Below are 23611 nucleotides of genomic sequence, written 5' to 3' on the forward strand. Positions count from 1 at the left end.
CAAGCGGGTCGGGCAATGTCAGGCGGCGCGCTCCGCGCGGGGCGGATGGCCAAAGCGCCGCCCGTAGGCGACGGAGAAATGCGCGGCGGACTGGAAGCCGCAGGCGAGCGCCACGTCCGTCACCGGCAAGGGCGAAAGGCGCAGCAGCTCACGGGCACGGGCAAGCCGCAGGTCCAGATAGAAGGCGGCGGGCGAGGCCGAAAGATGCCGCTGGAACAGGCGCTCCAGCTGGCGTTGGGAAAGATTGGCGGCGGCCGCCACCTCCCCTGTGGGAAGCGGACGCTCAAGATGGCGCGCCATCACTTCCACCGCTTTCGCCAGCACCGGGATGCGCGCCGCGACGTCCGGCGCCACCAGCGCCTTCTGCCGCTCGGTGGCGCCGGGCCGGCGGACGATGAACTGATCCGCCACCGCCCCGGCCGTGCGGGCGCCGAGCGCGGACGCGATCAGCACCAGCATCATGTCGAGCGGCGCGACGCCGCCGGTGCAGGTCAGCCGATCGCGGTCGATGACGAAGGCGTCCTCCTGAAAGGCGACGTCGGGAAATTCCTCGCGGATGGCGGCGAGATTCTCCCAATGGATGGCGCAACGATAACCGTTGAGCAGGCCCGCTTCCGCCAGCGCGAAGGTGCCTGTGCACAGCGCGCCCAGCGCCATGCCCTTGCGGGCGGCGCGGCGCAGCGCCTCGCGGGTGGCGCGGCCCACCGCATGGCGCACGTCGATGCCGCCGCACACCATCAGGAGGTCAAGCTCGCCCACGTCGCCCAAGGGGCGGGTGGGGTTCAGCGAGAGACCGTTGCTGGCGGGCACGGGGGCGCCGTCCAGCGTTACCACCTCCCAGCCATAGATGTCGCGCCCGCTCACATAGTTGGCCATGCGGCAGGCTTCGAGCGCATTGGCGAGCGCGATCATGGAATAATTGGGCAAGGTGAGGAAGCCGATGCGCCGCACCCGTGCCATCTCCGCGCCGAGCGGCGACGCGCCGGTCGCGGGCACGGTGGCAAGGTGGGGGGCCGGAGCGCGGGTCATGGCGTCAGCGCTCGATCACGAGATCGCTGGTGGGACGGGCGCAGCAGATCAGCACCATGCCCGCATCGATCTCCCGTTGGCGGATGCCGCCGCCATGCTTCATCTCCACCGTGCCTTCGGTAAGCTTGCACTTGCAGGTGCCGCACAGGCCCTTGGTACAGGAGGACGGCAGGCGCATGCCCGCCCGGCGGGCGGCCTCCAGCACATTCATGTCCTCCGGGCACTCGATCACCCGGCCGGATTTGCGGAATTCCACGCGATGCATCCGCGTGGCGCCGGCCTCCCCTTCGGCGGCGATCACTTCGACGCCCACCTCCGGCTCGGCGGCGGCGAGCGTTGCGAAATCGAAGCTCTCCTCATGGTGGCGCGCCATGTCGAAGCCGGCCGACCGCAGCATGTCGCGCACCGCCGCCATATAGGGCGCGGGACCGCACACAAAGACCTCGCGGGTGCGGAAATCCGGGACCACAGCCTCGAGATGGGCGAGTGAGAGGCGCCCGCGCAGCCCATGCCAGGGCTCGAAGGGCGCATCCGCCTCGCAGATGGCGGCAAAACGGAACGTGGGCGTCGTCCGCGCCATCAGCTCCAGCTCGGCGCGGAAGATGATGTCGGCGGGCGTGCGGGCGCTGTGCAGGAAGGCGATGTCCGCGCCGGTGGCCAGGTCCCAATGGGCGCGGGCCATGGACATGACCGGCGTGATGCCGCTGCCGCCGGAGAGGAAGAGATAGCGGGGCGCCTCGTGCTGCGCGCAGGTGAAATCCCCCATGGGGCCCACCGCGCGCAGCACGCTCCCCTCCCGGAGGCGATCGTGGAGGAAGTTCGACACCGGTCCGCCGGGCACGCGCTTGACGGTGATGGCCGCCGTATCCGGCCGCGTGGGGCTGGAGGAGAGCGTGTAGCAGCGGTTGAGCCGCGTGCCGTCGATATCGAGGTCAAGGGTGATGAACTGGCCGGGCAGATAGCGGAACCGGGCCGGCGTGGCGGACGCGAGGACGAAGGTCTTTACGTCGGCCGTTTCCTGCCGCACCTGACGCACAACCAGGGCATCGTCACGCTCCGGATCCCAGGTGGGCGGCACCTCGGCGGGGGATGCGAGGCGAGGGTCAGGGCGGATGGTGCGCGCGTCCATGGCGTCAGCGGGCACCCTGGGCGCGCATTCGGCCCACATACCAGTTGCAGAACTTCTCCACGAGCATCTCGGTGTGCGGGGAATAGGGGCCGGGCTCATAGGCCGGGCTGCGCGCGCCCTCCTGGCAGAGGCCGACGAGTTCGGCATCCTGCACGTTGGTCGCCTGCCAGACGGCGGTGAGGTTGGCGATGTCGTAATCGACGCCCTCCACGGCATCCTTGTGCACCAGCCACTTGGTGCGCACCAGCGTGCGCTCGGCATCGAGCGGGATGGCCGAGAACGTCACCACATGGTCGCTCATGAAATGGTGCCAGCTGTTGGGCTGGGTCCAGAAATGCAGAGCGCCGTGCCGGGGATCGTTGATGGCGCCGAGCAGCTTCCTGCAGGCGGCCCTGGTGTCGCCGGTGTGGCTCTCCCCGGCCCCATCGAGCGGCAGGCGCTCGGTGCGGAAGCCCGTCACCATGTCGTCCAGATGCTCGATCATCTGCGAGGGGAAGCCGCAGCTTTCCCATTCGCCATGGCTCGCCTTGACGAGGTCCGCATAACGCTGTGCCTCAAGGCGGCCCATGTCGTCCAGTTCCTCCGGCGCAAAGCCGAAGCCATAGGCGAAGAGCGGGACGGTGAGTTCGGGATGATTGCCCGCGCAGTGGTAGCACTCGCGATTGTTCTCCATCACGAGCTTCCAGTTGCCGGGCTCGATCAGCTCGCTCTCGAAAGCGACCTTGGCATTCTTCAGATCATGCGGCGCGAGATAGGGCGCCATGCGGGCGGCCATGTCGTCGAAATCCGCCGGCGGATCGTCGGAGAGGCAGATGAAGAGCAGCCCCTCCAGAGAGCGGATATGCACCGGCTTCAGGCCGTGGCATCCGGCGTCGAAGTCCTTGCCCATATGCTCGGCGAACAGCAGCTTGCCGTCGAGATCATAGGTCCAGGCATGATAGCGGCAGACGAGATTGCCGACGCTGGTCTTGTAATCCTGAAGCACCCGCGCGCCGCGATGGCGGCAGACATTGTGGAAGGCCCGCACCTCGTTGTCGTCATTGCGGGTGATGATGACCGAGGTCTTGCCGATGTCGATCACCATGGCATCGCCCGGCTCGGCGACGTCGGGCTCGACGCCCACATAGATCCAGTGGCGGCCGAAGATGAGGTCGAGGTCGGCGGCGAAGATGTCGGGGTCGGTGTAGAAGGGCGCCTCCAGGCTGTAGCCCGGCTTGCGGCGGCGTAGAAGCGCCTCGAGATGCGTGTCCGTCTTGTCCAGCATGTCGCTCTCCCCGGCGGCTCGCCGCGCCGCCTCGCGTCGTCTGGAATTGTTCAACGCGGACAGAATGTCGCGCTTTTCCGAAAGCGACAATTTTTATTCTGATCCCGACAACCGTCAGCACCGCTGACAGATGTCGGATTTGTTCCAGAGCGAAGTCGCAAAGACACGAGATGGCTGCCCTCGGCTGGCGCATCCTGCGCCGAGAACAGGGGAACATCAGGCCCATGCGCCGCTTTTCACTCGGCTCCCTCCTCTCGGAGGCCTTGAACGCCCACCAGGGCTGGCCGCGCCAGTGGCGCAAGGCCACGCCCAAGGCCGCCTATGACGCCATCATCATCGGTGGCGGCGCGCACGGCCTCGGCGCGGCCTATTATCTCGCCAAGGAGCACGGCCTCACCAATATCGCCGTGCTGGAGAAGGGCTGGATCGGCGGCGGCAATTCCGGCCGCAACACCACCATCATCCGCTCCAACTATCTCTATGACGAGAGCGCCGCGCTCTATGAGCATGCGGTGAAGCTGTGGGAAGGGCTCTCCGAGGAGCTCAACTACAACGTCATGTTCTCCCAGCGCGGCGTGCTCATGCTCGCGCACAATGTGCACGACGTGCAGAGCTTCAAGCGGCACGTCTATGCCAACCGTCTCAACGGCATCGACAATGAGTGGCTGACCCCGCGCGAGGCCAAGGCATTCTGCCCGCCGCTCAACATCTCGCCCGACATCCGCTATCCGGTGATGGGCGCCGCCCTCCAGCGGCGCGGCGGTACCGCCCGCCATGACGCGGTGGTGTGGGGCTATGCCCGCGGCGCCGATGCGCGGGGCGTGGACATCATCGAGAATTGCGAGGTCACCGCCATCCATCGCGGCCCGGACGGGGCGGTGACGGGGGTCGATACGACGCGCGGCAGCATCAAGACGAAGAAGATCGGCGTCTCCGCTGCCGGGCATACCTCCATGGTGATGGCCATGGCGGACGTGCGCATGCCGCTGGAAAGCTTCCCGCTTCAGGCCCTCGTCTCCGAGCCGGTGAAGCCCTGCTTCCCCTGCGTGCTCATGTCCAATGCCGTGCACGCCTACATCTCGCAGTCGGACAAGGGCGAACTCGTCATCGGCGCCGGCACGGACCAGTATGTGTCCTACAGCCAGCAGGGCGGCCTGCACATCACCACGCACACGCTGGATGCCATCTGCGAGCTCTTCCCGCAGTTCACGCGCATGAAGATGATGCGCTCCTGGGGCGGCATCGTGGACGTGACGCCGGACCGCTCGCCCATCATCGGCAAGACGCCGGTGCAGGGCCTCTATGTGAACTGCGGCTGGGGCACCGGCGGCTTCAAGGCGAGCCCCGGCTCGGCCCACGTCTTCGCCCACACCATCGCCCGCGACGAACCCCACCCCATCAACGCGCCCTTCACGCTGGACCGCTTCCGCACCGGCCGCCTCATCGACGAGGCGGCGGCGGCGGCGGTGGCGCACTGAGGCCCGCCATGCTGCTCGTCACCTGCCCCTATTGCGGCGCCCGCCCGGAAATCGAATTCCATTGCGGCGGCGAGGCCCATATCGCCCGGCCCGAAACGCCCGCCGCGCTCGATGATGCGGACTGGGCCAGCTATCTCTACACCCGCACCAATCCCAAGGGCGTGCATGCGGAACGCTGGCGCCACGTCCATGGCTGCGGCCGCTGGTTCAATGCTCTGCGCAACACGGTCAGCGACCGTTTCATCGCCACCTACAAGATGGGCGAGCCCCGCCCGGACCTTTCCCCCTCGCAGCCCACACCGGCGGGAGGCCAGTGATGCCCCAGTCGCACCGCCTGCCGCGCGGCGGCCGCATCGATCGCGCCCGTCCGCTCACCTTCTCCTTCAACGGCACCCTGATCGAGGGCTATGTGGGCGACACGGTCGCCTCCGCGCTGCTCGCCAATGGCGTGAAGCTCGCCGGCCGCTCCTTCAAGTATCACCGTCCGCGGGGCATCCTCACCCATGGATCGGACGAGCCGAACGCGTTGCTCAGCGTCTCGCGCGGCCCCGGCCGGGTCGACCCGAACAACCGCGCCACCATGGTCGAGGCGGTGCCGGGGCTGCGCACCGCCTCGCAGAACCACTGGCCCTCGCTGGAGCACGACATCGGCGCGGTAAACGATCTGCTCTCGCCGGTGTTCGTCGCGGGCTTCTACTACAAGACCTTCATGTGGCCGCGCGGCTTCTGGGACAAGTTCTACGAGCCGGTCATCCGCTCCGCCGCCGGCCTCGGTGTCGCGCCCACGGAGGCTGATCCCGACCGCTATGTCCACCGCCATGCCCATTGCGACGTGCTGGTGGCGGGCGCCGGCCCGGCCGGTCTCGCCGCCGCCCGCGCGGCGGCGGAGACCGGCGCCCGCGTCATCCTCGCCGACGAGCAGCCGGAGCTGGGCGGCAGCCTGCTGCACGAGACCAGCGCCACCATCGACGGCCTTCCCGCCGCCCGATGGCTGGAGGAGGCCCGCACCGCGCTGGCGGCGATGCCCAATGTGACGCTGCTGCCGCGCACTACGGTGTTCGGCTATTACAATCACAACCACATCGTGCTCACCGAGCGGGTGACCGACCATCTCGCCACGCCATCACCCGACCTGCCGCGCGAGCGGCTGTGGCAGGTGCGGGCGAAGGAAGTGGTGATCGCCACCGGGGCCCATGAGCGCCCGCTCACCTTCGCCGACAACGACCGCCCCGGCATCATGCTGGCCGAGAGCGTGCGGGTGTATATCAACCGCTATGGCGTCGCGCCGGGGCGGCGGATCGTCTTCGTCACCTCCGGCGCCTCCGCCTATCGGGCGGCCGCGGATGCCAAGGCCGCCGGGCTTGATGTCACGCTCGTGGACGTGCGCCCCGACAGCGCCATCGGCGCGGAGCGGGCGCTGGCGGCGGGCCTGCGCTACCTCGCCGGCCATACGGTGATCGGCGCCACCGGCACCAAGGCGGTAACGGGCCTTATCGTCGCGCCGGTCTCGGCCAGCGGCGGCATCGGCACCCACGTGACCCTGCCCTGCGATTGCGTCGGCATGTCGGGTGGCTGGACGCCGAGCGTCCACCTCTTCTCCCAGTCGCGCGGCAAGCTCGCCTACCAGCCGGAGAGCGACATCTTCGTGCCGGCGACCTCCGTGCAGAACGAGCGCTCGGTGGGCGCCTGCAACGGCACGTTCGACCTTGCCGCCATCCTCGCCGAAGGCTGGGCCGGGGGCGCGACGGCAGCCAAAGCGGACACAACCCGCAGCTTTGCGGCAGAGCCCGCGACGCCGGTCGGCTTCAAGCCGGTGCGGGTGCTGCCCACCAACGCCAATCCGCTGAAGGTGCGCGCCTTCCTCGACTTCCAGAACGACGTGACGGCCAAGGACGTGCGCCTTGCGGTGCGCGAGGGATTCGAGAGCGTCGAGCATGTGAAGCGCTACACCACCACCGGCATGGCGACCGATCAGGGCAAGACCTCCAACATGACGGCCCTCGGCCTCCTGTCGGAGACGCTGGAGCGGCCGGTGCCGCAGGTCGGCACCACCACCTTCCGCCCGCCCTATACGCCCGTCACCTTCGGCGCCATCATCGGCTCCAGCCGCAACGAACTGTTCGACCCGATCCGCAGGGCGCCGCTTCACGAGTGGGCGCAGGAACATGGCGCGGTCTTCGAGAACGTCGCTTTGTGGCGCCGCGCCTGGTTCTTTCCCAAGCCCGGCGAGGACATGCACGCGGCGGTGAAGCGCGAGTGCAAGGCGGTGCGCGAGGGGGTCGGCATTTTCGACGCCTCGACGCTCGGCAAGATCGAGGTGGTGGGGCCGGATGCGGCGGAATTCCTCAACCGCATCTATCCCAATGCCTGGCTGAAGCTGGAGCCCGGCCGCTGCCGCTATGGCCTGATGCTGAAGGAAGACGGCTTCGTCTTCGACGATGGCGTGGTGGCCCGCGTGGCGCCCGACCGCTTCCATGTGACCACCACCACGGGCGGCGCCGCCCGCGTGCTGGCCCATATGGAAGACTATCTCCAGACCGAATGGCCGGATCTCAAGGTCTTCGTCACTTCCACCAGCGAGCAGTGGGCGGTGATCGCGCTGCAAGGTCCAAAGGCACGCGAGGTGCTCGCACCCTTCGTGGAGGGGATCGACCTCTCGCCCGAGGCCTTCCCGCACATGGCCATGCGGACCGGCCGCATCCTCGGCGTGCCGACACGGCTGTTCCGGGTCTCCTTCACCGGCGAGCTCGGCTTCGAGATCAACGTGCCGACGGACTATGCCCGCTCGGTCTGGGAGGCGCTCTATGCGCGGGGCGCCGAATTCGGCATCACGCCCTACGGCACCGAGACCATGCATGTGCTGCGCGCCGAACGCGGCTTCATCATCGTTGGCCAGGACACGGACGGAACGGTGACGCCGGACGACCTCGGCCTCGGCGGAATGGTTTCCAAGCAGAAACCGGATTTCGTGGGCAAGCGCTCCCTCACCCGGCCGGACATGCTGCTGCCGGATCGCAAGCAGTTGGTCGGCCTCCTCTCAGAGGACAGCCGCACGCTGCTGGAGGAAGGCGCGCAGATCGTCGCCGACGTGAACCAGCCGGTGCCCATGACCATGATCGGCCATGTGACCTCCTCCTATGACAGCGCCGCCTGCGGCCGCCCCATCGCGCTCGCCCTTGTCTCGGGCGGACGCGCGCGCATCAACGAAACGCTTCATGTCACCACGCCCACCGGCTTTGCCGCCGCCCGCGTGGTCCCGCCGGTCTTCTTCGATGCGGAAGGCAAGCGGGTGAACGGAACTGTGGAAGCCCCCGCCCATGCTTGAGACCGCCCTTTCCGCCCGACGCACGAGCGTCCTCGGTCCCGGCCCGACCAGCGCGGGCATCCGGGTGGAGGCCCTGCCGTCCGCTTTGCGCTTCGTGCTGCGCATCTATGGCGGGGAATCCGCAGCGCTGGGATCTGCCGGGGGCTTCGACCTCTCCGGCGGCATCAACAGCGTGCGCGCCACGGGCGAGCACTTGGCCTGCCGCCTCGGCCCGGACGAGTGGCTCCTCATCGCCCCGGATGCGGATGCCGAGAGGTTGTTGCTGGCGCTGGAGACCGATCTCGCCGGCCGGACCTACGCTCTGGTCGAGGTGAGCCACCGCAACGTCGCCCTGGAGGTCGCCGGTCCCCATGCGCGGGAGGTGCTGAACGCCGGCATCCCGCTCGATCTCGCGGACGGCGCCTTTCCCGCCGGCAGCGCCACCCGTACGCTGCTGGGCAAGGCGGAAGTGGTGCTGGTGCGTCCCTCCGAGGCTCTGGCCTACCGGGTGGAGTGCTGGCGATCCTTCGGCCCCTATGTGCAAGGCTTCCTTAACGACGCCGCGCGTGAATTCGCCTGATCCCCTCCGGCGGAGCCTCCGGGCCCGCCTCCTTTGCCGGTTACATCATGCCCCTCACTCCGGACGACCTGCTGCGCTTTCTCTCCGAGAACGGTATCGAGGCCCGCACCTATGAACACCCGCCGGTGTTCACGGTGGCGGAATCTCAGGCGCTGCGCGGGGAAATCCCCGGAACGAACACGAAAAACCTGTTCCTGCGTGACGGCAAAAAGACCTACTTCCTCGTCACTTTGGAAGAGAACACGGCGGTGGACCTGAAGGGCCTGCGGGGAAAGATCGGCGCCCGCAGCGGACTGTCCTTCGCCTCCCCCGAGGCGCTCTACGAGCACCTGGGCGTCAGGCCGGGCTCAGTCTCGCTCCTCGCGCTCATCAACGATAAAGCCCGTCAGGTACAGGTCTTCGTGGAAGCCGGCCTCCTCGACGCCGAGCGCATCAACTGCCACCCCCTTACCAACGACAAGACCACCTCGCTCAGCGCGCGGGATCTCCGCCATTTCCTTGCGGCAACCGGTCACACCGTGTCGGAAGTTACTCTGGACACTACAGAAACCGCTGCGGAAGCGGCGGGAAACTGACCTAGAGACATACCTCCCGCCCTGGCTGCATTCCCCAAAATCACGCGCGCTGATACACAAAAACCATCTCCGGCGATGCTTCCGTAATGGAGGTATCTATCCTTGACGATCGGGGTCCAAGCCGGTCCTCTCGGATGCATGCGAACCAACGATTCTGCCCGGAACCGGGTACTGAATCCGTATGTGCAGAAACGATGGATCTCTCTTTGGCGACCTGCGATTTGATGGGCATGATGCCAACCCGGCCTCACGCCTCGCCGTTCATGGGGGGCGCCCGTGTGATCGAAACGAGCCCGCTTCTCATCGTTGACGACGAGCCGGAATATCTCGACGAGATCCTCGAGGCGCTTGCGTTCGAGGGTGTCTCCGCCATTTCCGCATCCAACGGCATCGACGCGGTCCAGACGCTGCGCCGCTGCCCGGACATCCGCCTCGTGGTCACCGACATCCGCATGCCCGACATGGACGGCATCGCGCTGATGGAAGCGGCGCGCCAGGAATTCTCCGATCGCGACCTCCAGTTCATCGTGGTCACGGGCCATGCGGCCAAGGCGGACATCGAGCGCGCGAAAGCCGCCGGCGTGATCGACTGCCTGACGAAACCGCTGTCCATGGATGCCCTACAGCGCGCCCTCAAAGCCTTGCCGGTGTAATCATGCGGCTGGCCGCCACCCGGAGAGCGATCAGCGAGATATTCGACGGTTCCTATCAACTCGCCATCAATCTGTTCGTGATCTTCCTCCTGATCGCGGCACTGGTGGGCGGCACGGCCGCTGTTCTCGTCGAGCTGAACCTGCGCTCCGAGATCGAGGAAGCCGAGCTGAATGCGCAGAAGACGGCCTATATTCTCCTGCACAATTTCGAGCAGACCGTAGAGCCCATCGACGCGCTGCTTCTCAACATCGCCAATGCCATCGACGGCAGCAACACGCCCACCGAAGTCTATGACTTCCTGCGCGGGCTGAGCATTCCCCCGTCCATCGTTCAACTGGCGGTGGCTGATACCACCGGCATGATGATCGCCAGCAATCTGTCCCCGCCGGTGGGTGAGCGGGTGGACCTGTCCGATCGTGAGCACATCCGGGTCCATATGGGCCCCAATCCGCATTCCGGGCTGTTCATCAGCAAGCCTGTGCTCGGCCGCGTTTCCAAGCGCTGGACCATCCAGTTTTCCCGCGCCTGGTACGACCATGCGGGCCAGTTCCGCGGCGTGGTGATCGCGTCCTACAACATCTTCGACTTCATCAGCTTCTACAGCCGGTTGCGGATCGACCCGAACTCGCTCATCTCGCTGATCGGCACCGATGGCGTCGTGCGGGCACGGGCGGCCGCGACGGTCAGCTTCGGCGAGGACGTTCGCAACAGTCCCGCCTTCACCCGCATCCTGCGCGCGCAGGAGGTGCCCTATGACCAGGTCAGCGGCGTCGATGGCATCGACCGCGTGGGTTATTACGTCCGTTCCGACCGCTATCCCATCGTCATGCTGGTAGCCTACGACAAGGCCTATATCCGCGGCCTGAGCTACGAATTCCGCATCACCGTGTGGATCACCGCGGCCTGCCTCGGGGCGGTGCTGTTCGTGCTCGGCGTTGTGGCCATGGCTTACCACCGGCTGCAGCAGCGGGTGCGCGCCAGCGCCCTGCGCGAGGGCGCCCGGCAGCGCGAGGTGCACTTCCTGGAGGCGATGGCCGGCGTCCCCGGCGTCTGCGTGGTCCATGTCACGGACCAGGGCAGCCGGCAGGTGGGCGACACGTCGGGCAGCGTCCTGCCGGCGCTGATCCACGATTATGTGGCGAGCCCCCGCTTCCGCTCCATCGCCCGCTCCCTCACCGGCCCGCAAGTCAGCGTCGAATATTTCGCCAAGGAGGGCGAGGAATTCGAGGTGCAGATGATGATCGCGCCGCTGGAAGAGATCGACCAGATGGGAGACGGCGACGGCAGCAAGCGCGACCTCGTGGTATTCGCCGTGGACCAGACCTCCAAGCGCATCGAGGAGAACAACCTCTACCAGATGTCCAAGCTCGCATCGCTCGGCGAGGTGGCGACCGGGCTCGCGCACGAGATCAACCAGCCGCTCGGCGTCATCCGGCTGGCAGCCACGAATGCGCTCACCGGCCTCCAGAAGGGCATGCCGGTCGAGCATATGGAGGCCAAGCTCAAGCGCATCATCCAGCAGACGGTGCGCATGAGCCGCATCATCGACCACATGCGCATCTTCGGCCGCAAGAGCGGCATGCGGCTCGAGCCGAGCGACCCGATGGAGGCCGTGGACGGCGCCCTTCAGGTGGTGGGCGCCCAGTTGCGGCTGGAGAATGTGTCGGTTGCCGTCTCCGGCGGCAGCGACGGCTTGCGGGTGCTCTGCCGGCAGGACCAGCTCGAACAGGTGGTCATCAACCTCCTTCAGAACGCCCGGGACGCCATCCGCGACCGCCGCCGTTCGGTCGGGGTGGAATATCTCGGCGCCATCACCATCGAGGTTTCGCAGGCCCAGGACGAGAACCGGGCGCCGCAGGTGCTCATCCGGGTGAAGGACAATGCCGGCGGCATTCCCGAGAATGTCATCGACAAGGTGTTCCAGCCCTTCTTCACCACCAAGCCGCCGGGACAGGGCACCGGCCTCGGCCTTTCGGTGAGCTTCGGCATCATCCGCGACCATGGCGGCACCCTGAGCGTCGAGAACGCCTTCGAGGGCGCGGTCTTCACCATCCGCCTCCCATCCATGCAGGACAGCCAGTCTCTCCCGGCGCCGCAGGATGTGAGCCTGCGGGCCTGACCCTCCCTCGGCGGATCGACGCAGCGACCCCACGGGGGCCTGACGGCGCGCCCCATCCGGATCAAGATGGCGCCTGAAGCGCCCATGTGGCGCGAAGCGGAGAGCGAGGCGCCATGACCGACGATCATGTGGTGGCGGACCAGAGCGCCGTCTTCGCCTTTCTGGCCGATCCCGCCAGCCATGGCGGCGCCGCACCCGTGACCCGCATCGACACTCACGGGGCGGCTGTCTTTCTGGTCGGCCCCGATGCCTACAAGGTGAAGCGGGCGGTCGCCTTCCCGTTCATGGACTTCTCCACCCTCGACAAGAGGCGGGAGGCCTGCACCGGCGAAATCGCCATCAACCGCCCCAATGCGCCCGATCTCTACCTCTCCGCCCTACCGGTCACCGAGCAGGACGGCCGACTGACGCTCGGCGGCGCCGGCACGCCCGTTGAGTGGGTGGTGCACATGCGCCGCTTCGACGAGGGCCAGACGCTCGACCGGGTGGCGGCACGGGACGGCCTCGGGCGCGAGGTGCTCTCCGCCCTCGCCCGCGCCATTGTGGAGGCCCACGGCCGTGCGCCCCTTTGTCCGCCCGGCTTCGACGCGGTGGCGGCGCTGGCCGATGTGGCCGCCGACAATGCCGCAAGCTTCCGCGCGGCGCCGGAACTGTTCGAGAGCACTCAGGCACAGGCCCTCGAAGCCGGGACGGCGGCTGCCCTGGCCGCATGCATAGACCTGATGCGGGAGCGCACCGCGGGCGGGGATGTCCGGCGCTGCCATGGCGACCTGCACCTGCGCAACATCGCCCTCATCGAAGGCCGGCCGGTGCTGTTCGACGCCATCGAGTTCAACCCCGAACTCGCCACCTGCGACGTGCTCTATGACCTCGCCTTCCTCATCATGGATCTGTGGCAGCGCGGCCTGAAGGGCGAGGCGAACGCCGTGCTCAACCGCTACCTCTGGGCGCAGGATCACGAGCGGCACTATCGTGCCCTCAAGGCCCTGCCGCTGTTCCTGAGCCTGCGGGCCGCGATCCGGGCCAAGGTCGGCATGGCGGCGCTGGCGCGGCTGGACGGCGAAGCGCGAACCAGGGCGGCGCGCGAGGTGCAGGGCTATTTCGTCGCCGCCCTCGGCTTCCTCGCACCGACGCCGCCCGTGCTGCTCGCGGTGGGCGGGCTGTCCGGCACGGGCAAGAGCCGGCTGGCGGCAAGGGCCGCGCCAGCGCTCGGCCGGGCGCCGGGTGCCGTGGTCCTGCGTAGCGATGTGGAGCGCAAGAGCCTCAACGGCGTCGCGGAGACCGAGCGCCTGCCGGCGGCGGGCTACGCCCCGGAGCAGACGGCCCAGGTCTATGACCGGGTGCGGCAGCGGATCGATGTGGCGCTGAAGGCCGGACAGGCGGCGGTGGCGGATGCCGTTCACGCGCGGCCGGAGGAGCGCAGCGCCATCCGCGCCGTGGCGGAGACGAACGGGGTGCCATTTCTGGGGCTGTGGCTGACCGCCCCGCTGGACCTGCTCCGCACCCGCGTTGCCCGCCGCAAGAATGACGCCTCGGACGCAACGCCCGAAGTGGTGACCAGGCAGGCCGATTACGATCTTGGCCCCATGGACTGGATCGAGGTGGACGTATCCGAAGGCGCGGACGCCGCTCTCCGCGAGGTGGAACGGCACCTGCGCGCCGCTGACAGTGCATTAGAAGCACACCGGCGGCCCCAGGCGAGCTCGGTCTAGCAGGGCTTGTTCGGCTGGTCGGGGGAACCGGGATTGGCGCCCGTGACCGTCTCCGGCTGCGCCTGGGGCGAACCGGGGGTCGACGCGTGGTTGGAGGTGCCGATATGGGTGCCGCCCATGCCGTTGGTCCAGCCGGTGGTGCCCACATTCCCCGCTGCCGTGCCGGACGACGGCCCCTGCGAGGGCGGGGTCGCTGCGTGGCTGGCCGAACCGGCGGAACAGCCGCTGGCATCGGTCTTTCCGGTCTCTGCCGCGAACGCCTGCCCCGAAAGTCCGGGAACGGGACCGCTGAGCCAGAGGCCGATGAGCAGCGCCCCGGTCAGCAAGGCGGGTTTGGAAGTCTGCAAGGTCGCTCGGGTCATGGGATGACGTCCTCCATTGCTGAAGTAACGTCACTGCAGCGCTGGCCGTTCCCGCCTACGCCGGTACGCCCTGGCGCACGTCTGACCCGTCAGGCGACCGTGAGCCCGATCGGCCCCTCAGCCACGGCGCCGATGCGGCGGGCGTTTGGATAGCCCGCCGCCTGGATCTCCTCCACCAGCCGGTCCGCCTCTTCCGGCGCGCAGGAGACGAGGAGGCCGCCGGAAGTCTGCGGATCGGTAAGGAGATGGCGGCGCCATTCGGGGAAATCGGCCGGCAGGCGCGCCTCGGCGCCATAGCTCGCCCAGTTGCGGATCGAGGCACCGGTCACGAAGCCCTGCCGCACGAGAGCTTCCGCATGGGCCATGAGCGGCACGCGGTCGGCCTCGATGGTGACGGCGAGCTTCGAGCCGCGCGCCACTTCCAGCGCATGGCCAATGACGCCGAAGCCGGTGACGTCGGTCATGGCATGAACGGCGCTGTCCTTGGCGAGCGCGCTGCCCACCTTGTTGAGCAGGGTGGTGGAGGCGATCATCTCGTCATACGCGTCGGAGGACAGCGCCTCCTTCTTGAAGGCCGCCGAATAGACGCCGACGCCCACAGCCTTGGTGAGGATCAGCGCGTCGCCGGGCCTGGCATCCGCATTGCGCCGGACCAGCGCCTTGCGCACCGTGCCGATGACCGCGAGCCCATAGATGGGCTCCACGCTGTCGATGGAGTGCCCGCCCGCCACCGGAATGCCGGCCGCGGCGCAGGCAGCGCTGCCGCCCTCCAGAATCTTGCGGACGATGCCCGTGTCCACCTTGCCGAGCGGCATGCCGAGGATGGCGAGCGCCATGATGGGCGTGCCACCCATGGCGTAGACATCGGAGATGGCGTTGGTGGCGGCGATGCGGCCGAAGTGGTCCGGATCATCCACCACCGGCATGAAGAAGTCCGTGGTGGCGACGATGCAGGTTTCGCCATCGAGATCCCAGACCGCCGCGTCGTCGCCCGTCTCCGTCCCCACCAGAAGCTGCGCATAGGGCTGCGCCGCCGGCGCGCCGGCCAGCAGTTCCTGCAGCACGGAAGGCGCGAGCTTGCACCCGCAGCCGCCGCCATGGGCGAGGCTGGTGAGGCGGAAGGGCTGTTCGGTCACAGGCTGGGACATGGGACATTCCGTTGAACGGGAAAGCGGATGAGCTGCCACTTGATATGGGCGCGGCAGGCGAGAAACGAAGGGCGCGTTCTGCCCCCTCCCCACCCCTCCCCCGCAAGCGGGAGAGGGAGCCTGTCGCGCAGGCCGGTTTGGCGGAGAGGGATTTTGACCCATTGGCGATCAGGATCAGCGCCACTCTCAGTCGGGCACCGTCCCCTCTCCCGCTTGCGGGGAGGGCTAGGGAGGGGGCCGTCTCGCGAAACGCCCCCAGTCCCCCTCAGGCCGAGATTTCAGCCGAGCGCAGCGTGTACTTGAACGTATCCGGATCGAGGCAATCCAGACGGCCGGCGACCGTCTCCGCCTGCGGATACATGAGGAAGGCCACCTTGCCGCCGGTGGCGCCGGGCAGCACCACGTCGTGGGCGGTGTTGTAGGCCATCCAGTTGCCTTCCCAGCTACCGAACAGCGCAGCGCGGGCGGCGACCACCTTGGCGTCGTTGATCTCCAGCTTGCCCGGCGGCTCTTCGAGAACCACCTTGCGCACGTCCGCCGGGTCGGCCGGCACCCAGCCATAACCGGAAAGGAACACCTCGGCGCGGCAGTGCTGGGCCTTGGTGATGATGTCGGAATTGGCGCCGAGGCTCTTGTAGCCGAACTTCGACGGGGCGACGCGCACGCCATAGATGTCGCGGGCGGGAATGTCGGAGGCGCGCAGCAGGCCGACGAACAGCGCGTTGAGATCGGCGCACTTGCCGCCCAGCGTGCCGCTCTCCAGCATGGAGGCGACATCCCCCGTGCCGCAGCCGCGTGTGGCCGCATTGCGGAAGGTGTTCTCCACCACCCATTCATAAATGGCGCGGGCCTTGGCGAGATCGCCGTCCTTGCCGGCGGTGATCTTGTCGGCCGTCGTCTTCACGATGCCCGTGGTGGGGATGAGGTCGGTGGCGGCGATGTATTTCGCGCGCTCCTCGGCAGAGAGCGGCGCGGCGGTGCCGGGCTTCGACAGGTCCACGGAGCGATCGCGGGTTGAGAAGCGGCTGGTCACTTCCACCACCGGCGGCTGCTCGCCGGCCTTCCAGCGCACATGGAGCATTTCGGCGCCCTGCGCATCCTTCACCGCCTCGACGGTGGCGCCATTGGTGGTCCAGGTGTTGCCGAGCGGCTTGAACCAGTCCTGCGCAGCGAAGACCGGCAGCGGCACCCAGGCCTGCGAGGCCCCGCCCGCCGCCTGCACCTCGAGGCGGGTCACCACCTGGAAGGTGCGCCAGTCGCCGGCCTTCGGCGCGAAGGCCGGCGCGGCGGCGCCCTGCGCGCGGGCAAGGCTCGGCAGGGCCAGGGCAGCGGCGGCGCCGGATGCGAGGAACGTGCGGCGGGAGATCATTGGGTCAGTCCTCCGGAAGACGGGGAAGGCTCCGGCGCGGCGGCGCCGGGGACAGGGTTTGAGGATGAAGAGAGAAGCTCGGCGATGACGGCGCGCGCGGCGGGGGCGTCCCATGCCACATCGCCCGCCGCCCGCCAACGGGGGCGGAGCGCACGATCGAGAATGACGGTGGACGGCAAAGCCGAGATGCCCCACTGCCGCGTCACCGCCCGGTCGCGGTCGAGGGCAACCGTGAACGGCACCGGCAGCCCCTCGAAGAAGCGGCGCACGCGCAGATCCACCTCGCCCACATCCACGGCAAGGATGGTCACGTCCTGTGGATGGTCCGTGGCGAGCCGCGACAGGGCCGGCAGTTCCTCCCGGCAGGGCTCGCACCAGGTCGCGAAGAAATGCACCAGCACCACGCGTCCGGCCTGCGCGGACAGCGCCACGTCGCGACCGCCGAGCTCCGGCAAGGTGAAGGACGGCAGCGTCTCCGCTGCGGTGCGTTCAAGGGTGGCCTGCCCGGGGGGCTCGGACGCCGCGCGCAGCGGCACTGGCAGCGCCGGAAACAGCACGCCCGCAACACCTGCGCACAGCACCGTGCGACGCGTGAGGTCCCGCATCGGCGGGCGCGCGGATGCCGTTCGGACGATGTCTGAAGTGTGCCTGTTGCCCCGAGCCTCGGGAGCCGCCATACGGTTCACGCGCGCAAGCTACGCCGGGCAATTGAGAGGCGTCAACAACACGACAGCGTGATCAAAGATTGATGCACCGCAAAATGCTCATTTCGCCTTAGCATTATTTCTTCTGATCTTCTTTGCTTCCGATGCGGAATGAAACGTCATTGACTTCGTAGCGCCCAAGAAAGCGCAACGGATGCCCATACCAAAGTATGCTCATCTGTAGTTTGACATCGTTCCAGTTACAAAATAGCTTGCCAGCAAGCCGGAATGCAGGTTGGCGACCGGTTCTCCAACCCATTCCCGGTCCCCCGTGTGGGGCAATCGTGTCGGAGGCACACTTCGATGAATATGGAGCTCTCGCGGCGCCAGTTCCTAGGAACGGCCGGCGCGGGTCTCGCGGGTACGACGCTCGGAGCGCTTGGCTTCGGGCCGGCTGAAGAGGCGCAGGCAGCTGCGATTCGCCCCTTCAAGCTTTTCAACACCACCGAGACCAGAAACACCTGCACCTACTGTTCCGTGGCGTGCGGTATCCTCATCTTCTCCAAGGGCGACCTGAAGAAGGGCGAGAAGGCGGACATCACCCACATCGAGGGTGACGTCGACCATCCGACCAACCGCGGCACCCTCTGCCCGAAGGGCGCCGCCCTTCTGGACATCGTGAAGTCCGAGACCCGTCTCAAGCAGCCGATGATCCGGCGCGCGGGCTCTAACAAGTTCGAAGCCATCTCCTGGGATGCGGCGCTCGACAAGATCGCCCGCGCCATGAAGGACGATCGCGACGCGAACTTCATCGCGAAGAATGCCGACGGCGTGACGGTCAACCGCTGGACCACGACCGGCTTCCTCGCAGCTTCTGCAACGACGAACGAGACCGCCTGGGCGACCTACAAGGTCGTTCGCAGTCTCGGCATGGTGGTTTTCGACAATCAGGCGCGCGTCTGACACGGCCCCACGGTGTCCAGTTTGGGCCCAACTTTTGGCCGTGGCGCGATGACCAATTCGTGGACCGACATTCGGAACACGGATCTTGTCGTGATCATGGGCGGCAATGCCGCCGAAGCACATCCTTGCGGTTTCAAGTGGGTCGTGGAGGCGAAGGCCAACCGCGGCGCGAAGCTTGTCGTCGTTGATCCGCGCTTCACGCGGTCCGCGGCGGTCGCCGACTATTACGCCCCCATCCGTCAGGGCTCCGACATCGCCTTCCTGCTCGGCGTGATCAATTACTGCATCCAGAACAACAAGGTGCAGTGGGATTACGTCAAAGCCTTCACCAACGCGACGTACCTCGTGAAGGACGGCTTCGAGTATCGGGACGGCCTGTTCACGGGCTATGACGAGGAGAAGCGCGACTACAACCGCTCCACCTGGGATTACCAGATCGGCCCCGATGGCTATGCCATGGTGGACGAGACGCTGGAGAATCCGCGCTGCGTCTGGAACCTGCTCAAGGCCCACGTCGCCCAGTACACGCCCGAAATGGTCGAGCGCATCAGCGGCACGCCGAAGGACAAGTTCCTGAAGGTCGCCGCCATGATCGCGGAGTGCTCATCGCCCACCAAGACGATGACCTCCATGTATGCGCTCGGCTGGACCCAGCACTCCAAGGGCTCGCAGAACATCCGCTGCATGGCGATGCTCCAGCTCATCCTGGGCAACATCGGCGTGCGCGGCGGCGGCATGAACGCCCTGCGTGGTCACTCCAACATCCAGGGCCTCACCGACATCGGCCTGATGTCGAACATGATCCCCGGCTACCTGAACCTGCCCACGGAACGGGAACCGGACTTCGCCACCTACATGTCGACCCGCGGCTTCAAGCCGTTGCGGCCGAACCAGATGAGCTACTGGCAGAACTACAAGAAGTTCATGGTGAGCTTCCTGAAGTCCATGTGGGGACCGGCGGCGACCGCGGAGAACAACTTCGCGTTCGACTGGCTGCCCAAGCTGGATGTCCCGACCTACGACATCCTGCGCGCGTTCGAGCTCATGAAGCAGGGGAAGATGAACCTCTACTTCTGCCAGGGCTTCAACCCGCTGCAGGCGTTCCCCAACCGGAACAAGTTGTCGGCGGCGCTGTCCAAACTGAAGATGCTGGTCATCATGGACCCGCTGGAAACGGAGACCGCCCGTTTCTGGGAAAACCACGGCGTCTATAACGACGTCGATCCCTCCAAGATCCAGACCGAGGTCATCCAGCTCCCCACCACCTGCTTTGCGGAGGATGAGGGCTCGCTGGTGAACTCCGGCCGCTGGCTTCAGTGGCACTGGCCGGCCGGCTCGCCTCCGGGCGAGGCGCGCACCGACGCCTGGATCATGTCGCAGATCCATCTGCGGCTGAAGGAGATGTACCGGAAGGAAGGCGGGGCCCTGCCGGACCCCATCGTCAACCTCTCCTGGACCTACAAGAACCCGGACGAGCCGACGCCCGAGGAGCTCACCAAGGAGCTCAACGGCTATGTGGTCTCCGACGTGCTGGATCCGAACGATCCCACCAAGAAGCTGCTGACCGCCGGCAAGCAGGTGCCGAACTTCGGCGTGCTGCGCGACGACGGTTCCACGGCTGCGGGCTGCTGGATCTACTCCGGCTCCTTCACCGAGGACGGCAACATGATGGCCCGTCGGGACAATTCCGATCCCGACAACACCGGAGCGTATCTGAAGTGGTCATTCGCCTGGCCGGCGAACCGCCGCATCATCTACAATCGCGCCTCCGCCGACATCAACGGCAAGCCGTGGGATGACACCCGCAAGCTGCTGTGGTGGGACGGGGCCAAGTGGACCGGCTACGACGTGCCCGACATCGCCCCCACGGCGAAGCCGCAGGACGTCGGCCCGTTCATCATGAACCCGGAAGGCGTGTCCCGCCTGTTCGCCCGGGGCATGATGCGCGACGGTCCCTTCCCGGTGCATTACGAGCCGTTCGAGAGCCCGCTGGTCAATGTGATCGCCCCCAAGGTGCGGGGCAATCCGGTGGCGCGCGTGTTCAAGGACGACTTCGCCCAGTTCGCGGAGCCGGCGTCGAAGGAGTTCCCCTATGCGGCGACCTCCTATCGTCTCACGGAGCACTTCCACTACTGGACCAAGAACAACCATGTGAACTCGGTCCTGCAGCCGGAATTCTTCGTGGAGATCTCGGAAGAGCTCGCGAAGGAGAAGGCCATCAGCAATGGCGGCTGGGTGCGCGTGTGGTCCAAGCGCGGCTCGGTGTTTGCCAAGGCCTATGTGACGAAGCGCATCCGTCCGCTCATCTGCGACGGCAAGCCGGTGCACGTGGTCGGCATCCCGATCCACTGGGGCTTCGTGGGCGCGGCCAAGAAGGGCTTCCCCGCGAACGTGCTCACCCCGTTCGTCGGTGACGCGAACATCGAGACGCCGGAGTTCAAGGCGTTTCTGGTCAATATCGAGCCCACGACCGGGCCGGTGGCGTAAGGGAGGGTCGAACCATGTTGCAACCAGCACCGAACCCTCCGGTCGCCCCCACCCCGGCGAAGTTCTCGGACCAGGATCTGCTGCGGAAGTCGGCGTCCACCATCACCCCGCCGGCCCAGCGCCAGACGGAGGTGGCCAAGCTCATCGACGTGTCGAAGTGCATCGGCTGCAAGGCCTGCCAGGCGGCATGTCTCGAGTGGAACAACCTCCACGAGGATATCGGTACCTTCAACGGGTCCTACACCAACCCGCCGGACCTGACCGCCAACAGCTTCACGCTGATGCGGTTCACCGAGTGGGTGAACCCGGAGACCGACAACCTCGAGTGGCTGATCCGCAAGGACGGCTGCATGCATTGCGAGGACCCGGGCTGCCTCAAGGCCTGCCCGGCCCCCGGCGCCATCGTGCAGTACACCAACGGCATCGTGGATTTCGTCCACGATAACTGCATCGGCTGCGGCTATTGCGTGAAGGGCTGTCCCTTCAACATTCCCCGCATCTCCAAGGTCGACAACAAGGCGTACAAGTGCACGCTGTGTTCCGACCGCGTGGCGGTGGGCCAGTGGCCCGCCTGCGCCAAGGCGTGCCCCACCCAGGCCATCGCCTTCGGCTCCAAGGAGGACATGAAGAAGCATGCCGCCGAGCGCGTCACGGATCTGAAGTCCCGCGGCTACAAGAACGCGGGCCTCTATGATCCGCCGGGCGTCTCCGGCACGCACGTCATGTACGTGCTCCAGCATGCGGACAAGCCGAGCATCTATGCCGGCCTTCCGGACAATCCGCGCATCTCGCCGATCGTGGAAGCCTGGAAGGGCGTCACCAAGTATGTCGGCATGGGCGTCATGGGCTTCGCCGCCATCGCGGGCGTCTTCCATTACCTCGTCGCGGGCGCCAACAAGGTGAGCCCGGAAGATGAGGAACAGGCCCAGAAGCTGGCGGAAGGCGTCAAGGGTACGAAAGGGGACAAGGCATGAGCGATAATCCCCGCCCCGCCCCCAGCGATGTGATGCCCGGCGACAGCGTGCAGCCGGGCCGTCCGGTGACTGTGAACCGATACACCGTCGGGGCGCGGATCAACCACTGGATCACCGCCATCAGCCTGATCCTGCTGGCGTTGTCCGGCCTGTCGCTGTTCACGCCCAGCCTGTTCTTCCTGACCAACCTGTTCGGTGGCGGACAGCTCACCCGCGCCATCCATCCCTGGATCGGCGTGGTGCTGTTCTTCTCCTTCTCCATCCTGTTCATCCGCTTCTGGCGGGCGAACCTGCCCAAGCGGGAAGACGTGACATGGGTCGCGCGCAGCGGCGATGTCCTGATGGGTCACGAGGAACGTCTTCCTGAACTCGGCAAGTACAATGCCGGTCAAAAGGTGGTGTTCTGGGGCATGTCGGCGCTGATCATCGTTCTGATCGTCAGCGGCCTGATCGTGTGGGAGCGATATTTCTTCACCTACACGAGCATTCCCACGCAGCGTGTGGCGCTCATCGTCCACTCGCTGGCGGCGGTCGGCATCATCTGCATCTGGATCATCCACGTCTACGCGGCCATCTGGGTCAAGGGCACCATGAGCGCCATGACCAGCGGCAAGGTGACGGGCGGCTGGGCCTGGCGGCACCACCGCAAGTGGCTGCGGGAGCTGGTGGCCGGCAAGCGCGCTGGCGGCACGCCGGCCGAGTGAGATCCGCGCTTTGACATGACCTGCCCGCGCAGCCTTGGGGCCGCGCGGGCTTTCGTTCCTGCCGCGATCCGTCGCCCTCGCGCAATGCGTTGAGAGGCCTATATGATGACGGATGGGCAGCGGCCGCGCCGGTGACGCGGCTTTCCTTGCCACAACCCGATGTTCCACGTGACCCGTGGGGTTCGTGAGGTCCCATGTCCAGCTTTCCCGGCGCCATCCAGCCCGATCCGAGCGTCATCGGCGGCATCGCCCAGCCGCCGCTCGTGCAGTTGCCCGATCCCGTCGGCCTGTTCGATGCCCGCGCCAAGCGCTTCGCCCAGCTGGCCGACGGCAATCCGCTCAAGCCCTATCTCACCTTCCTCGCCGCCCTTTCGGGCGTGCAGCGGGACATCCAGGCGGGCCTGCCCGCCGTGGAGCCGGTGGAGCCGGACATCCTGGCGCGGGCACGCGAGCACGCCATGCCCCCGCTCGACCGCAACAAATTCACCTCCGATGCCGCCTTCGAGGCGACGTTCGACCGCCTGCTGGCCGAGGTGCGTGCCATCGAGATGCCGGACGCCGCCCGCGCAGCGCTCGATACGGTGAAGGAGGGAGGCCTCGTCGGCCGCGAGCTGATGATCCGCAACGTGCTGGCCGATGCCATCCCGGTGGAGAAGCTGGCCGAACACGTCTTCGTCGCCGCCGCCTTGCAGGTGCATTTCGCCCGCCGGGCCGCCGGCCTTGATGGCGCTTCGCTCGTGCCGGTGGGCGATGGCGCCTGCCCCTGCTGCGGTGGCCCGCCGGTGGCGAGCCTCATCGTGGACTGGCCGCATGCACCGGGCGCCCGCTATTGCGGCTGCGCGCTCTGCGGCACGCTGTGGAACTATGTGCGGGTGCGCTGCACCGCCTGCGGCTCCACCAAGGGCATGGGCCTTGAGGAGATCGAGGGCGGCACCGGCGCCTGCAAGGCGGAGACCTGCGAGGAGTGCCACTCCTATGCGAAGGTCTTCTACCAGAACAAGGATCCGGCCGCCGAAGTGCTCGCGGACGACGTAGCGACGCTCGGGCTCGACATGCTGATGCGCGACCGACCCTACAAGCGCGCCGCGTTCAATCCCTTCCTCATCGGCTATTGAG

General features: G+C 67.1%; 19 protein-coding genes. 12 read left to right on the forward strand and 7 right to left on the reverse strand.

Annotated elements, in window-relative coordinates:
* Positions 1–18 precede the first annotated feature (18 nt).
* Genes DFO45_RS16790 through DFO45_RS16800 form a run of 3 tightly spaced genes read right to left on the reverse strand, consistent with a single transcriptional unit; the run spans position 19 to position 3422 of the window.
* Positions 19–1029 carry a GlxA family transcriptional regulator gene (locus DFO45_RS16790; RefSeq protein WP_133865787.1) on the reverse strand — a complete coding sequence of 337 codons (1011 nt, stop codon included), beginning with the start codon at positions 1027–1029 and terminating at the stop codon, positions 19–21.
* A gap of 4 nt (positions 1030–1033) precedes the next feature.
* Positions 1034–2158, reverse strand: coding sequence for a hybrid-cluster NAD(P)-dependent oxidoreductase (locus DFO45_RS16795; RefSeq protein WP_133865788.1), 1125 nt, complete (start codon positions 2156–2158; stop codon positions 1034–1036).
* Between the two features lie 4 nt (positions 2159–2162).
* On the reverse strand, positions 2163–3422 hold the full coding sequence (locus DFO45_RS16800) for an aromatic ring-hydroxylating dioxygenase subunit alpha (RefSeq protein ID WP_133865789.1): 1260 nt from the start codon (positions 3420–3422) through the stop codon (positions 2163–2165).
* 224 nt (positions 3423–3646) lie between these two features.
* Here DFO45_RS16800 and DFO45_RS16805 point away from each other — a divergent pair, with 224 nt between their 5' ends.
* The 8 genes from DFO45_RS16805 (at position 3647) to DFO45_RS16840 (ending at position 13844) form a co-directional block, all read left to right on the forward strand.
* On the forward strand, positions 3647–4900 hold the full coding sequence (locus DFO45_RS16805) for a sarcosine oxidase subunit beta family protein (protein WP_012169703.1): 1254 nt from the start codon (positions 3647–3649) through the stop codon (positions 4898–4900).
* Between the two features lie 8 nt (positions 4901–4908).
* Complete coding sequence (locus DFO45_RS16810; RefSeq protein ID WP_133865790.1) at positions 4909–5217, forward strand: sarcosine oxidase subunit delta; 309 nt, start codon at positions 4909–4911, stop codon at positions 5215–5217.
* Positions 5217–8225: a sarcosine oxidase subunit alpha family protein gene (locus tag DFO45_RS16815; RefSeq protein WP_133865791.1), complete on the forward strand. Its 3009-nt coding sequence runs from the start codon at positions 5217–5219 to the stop codon at positions 8223–8225. The genes DFO45_RS16810 and DFO45_RS16815 overlap by 1 nt, the downstream gene beginning before the upstream one ends.
* Complete coding sequence (locus tag DFO45_RS16820) at positions 8218–8784, forward strand: sarcosine oxidase subunit gamma family protein (RefSeq protein WP_133865792.1); 567 nt, start codon at positions 8218–8220, stop codon at positions 8782–8784. Before DFO45_RS16815 ends, DFO45_RS16820 begins: the two co-directional genes overlap by 8 nt.
* Positions 8785–8831: 47 nt before the next feature.
* The gene (locus DFO45_RS16825; RefSeq protein ID WP_133865793.1) at positions 8832–9359 is read left to right on the forward strand and encodes a prolyl-tRNA synthetase associated domain-containing protein; all 528 of its coding nucleotides are present in this window, start codon (positions 8832–8834) and stop codon (positions 9357–9359) included.
* Between the two features lie 278 nt (positions 9360–9637).
* On the forward strand, positions 9638–10012 hold the full coding sequence (locus DFO45_RS16830; protein ID WP_166657161.1) for a response regulator: 375 nt from the start codon (positions 9638–9640) through the stop codon (positions 10010–10012).
* 2 nt (positions 10013–10014) lie between these two features.
* Positions 10015–12132 carry an ATP-binding protein gene (locus DFO45_RS16835; RefSeq protein ID WP_133865794.1) on the forward strand — a complete coding sequence of 706 codons (2118 nt, stop codon included), beginning with the start codon at positions 10015–10017 and terminating at the stop codon, positions 12130–12132.
* Between the two features lie 113 nt (positions 12133–12245).
* The gene (locus DFO45_RS16840; RefSeq protein ID WP_133865795.1) at positions 12246–13844 is read left to right on the forward strand and encodes an AAA family ATPase; all 1599 of its coding nucleotides are present in this window, start codon (positions 12246–12248) and stop codon (positions 13842–13844) included.
* Here DFO45_RS16840 and DFO45_RS16845 read toward each other — a convergent pair.
* From DFO45_RS16845 to DFO45_RS16860, 4 genes are all read right to left on the reverse strand, one after another.
* Positions 13841–14206, reverse strand: a complete 366-nt coding sequence (locus tag DFO45_RS16845) for a hypothetical protein (RefSeq protein WP_133865796.1) — start codon at positions 14204–14206, stop codon at positions 13841–13843. The genes DFO45_RS16840 and DFO45_RS16845 overlap by 4 nt on opposite strands.
* A gap of 89 nt (positions 14207–14295) precedes the next feature.
* Positions 14296–15354 carry a selenide, water dikinase SelD gene (gene selD / locus DFO45_RS16850; RefSeq protein ID WP_133865797.1) on the reverse strand — a complete coding sequence of 353 codons (1059 nt, stop codon included), beginning with the start codon at positions 15352–15354 and terminating at the stop codon, positions 14296–14298.
* 265 nt (positions 15355–15619) lie between these two features.
* Positions 15620–16723: a transglutaminase domain-containing protein gene (locus tag DFO45_RS16855; protein WP_133865798.1), complete on the reverse strand. Its 1104-nt coding sequence runs from the start codon at positions 16721–16723 to the stop codon at positions 15620–15622.
* Positions 16720–17328 carry a TlpA disulfide reductase family protein gene (locus DFO45_RS16860; protein ID WP_133865799.1) on the reverse strand — a complete coding sequence of 203 codons (609 nt, stop codon included), beginning with the start codon at positions 17326–17328 and terminating at the stop codon, positions 16720–16722. Before DFO45_RS16860 ends, DFO45_RS16855 begins: the two co-directional genes overlap by 4 nt.
* Positions 17329–17730: 402 nt before the next feature.
* Between DFO45_RS16860 and fdnG the strand changes: the two genes are divergently transcribed.
* The 4 genes from fdnG to fdhE all read left to right on the forward strand — a co-directional run bounded on the left by fdnG (position 17731) and on the right by fdhE (position 23610).
* On the forward strand, positions 17731–20817 hold the full coding sequence (fdnG, locus tag DFO45_RS16870) for a formate dehydrogenase-N subunit alpha (protein WP_166657162.1): 3087 nt from the start codon (positions 17731–17733) through the stop codon (positions 20815–20817).
* Between the two features lie 14 nt (positions 20818–20831).
* Positions 20832–21791: a formate dehydrogenase subunit beta gene (gene fdxH / locus DFO45_RS16875; RefSeq protein WP_043878970.1), complete on the forward strand. Its 960-nt coding sequence runs from the start codon at positions 20832–20834 to the stop codon at positions 21789–21791.
* Positions 21788–22495 carry a formate dehydrogenase subunit gamma gene (locus DFO45_RS16880; protein WP_012169688.1) on the forward strand — a complete coding sequence of 236 codons (708 nt, stop codon included), beginning with the start codon at positions 21788–21790 and terminating at the stop codon, positions 22493–22495. The genes fdxH and DFO45_RS16880 overlap by 4 nt, the downstream gene beginning before the upstream one ends.
* 194 nt (positions 22496–22689) lie before the next feature.
* Positions 22690–23610 carry a formate dehydrogenase accessory protein FdhE gene (gene fdhE, locus DFO45_RS16885; protein WP_133865802.1) on the forward strand — a complete coding sequence of 307 codons (921 nt, stop codon included), beginning with the start codon at positions 22690–22692 and terminating at the stop codon, positions 23608–23610.
* Position 23611 lies beyond the last annotated feature (1 nt).

The sequence above is a fragment of the Azorhizobium sp. AG788 genome (assembly GCF_004364705.1).
Lineage (GTDB): Bacteria > Pseudomonadota > Alphaproteobacteria > Rhizobiales > Xanthobacteraceae > Azorhizobium > Azorhizobium caulinodans.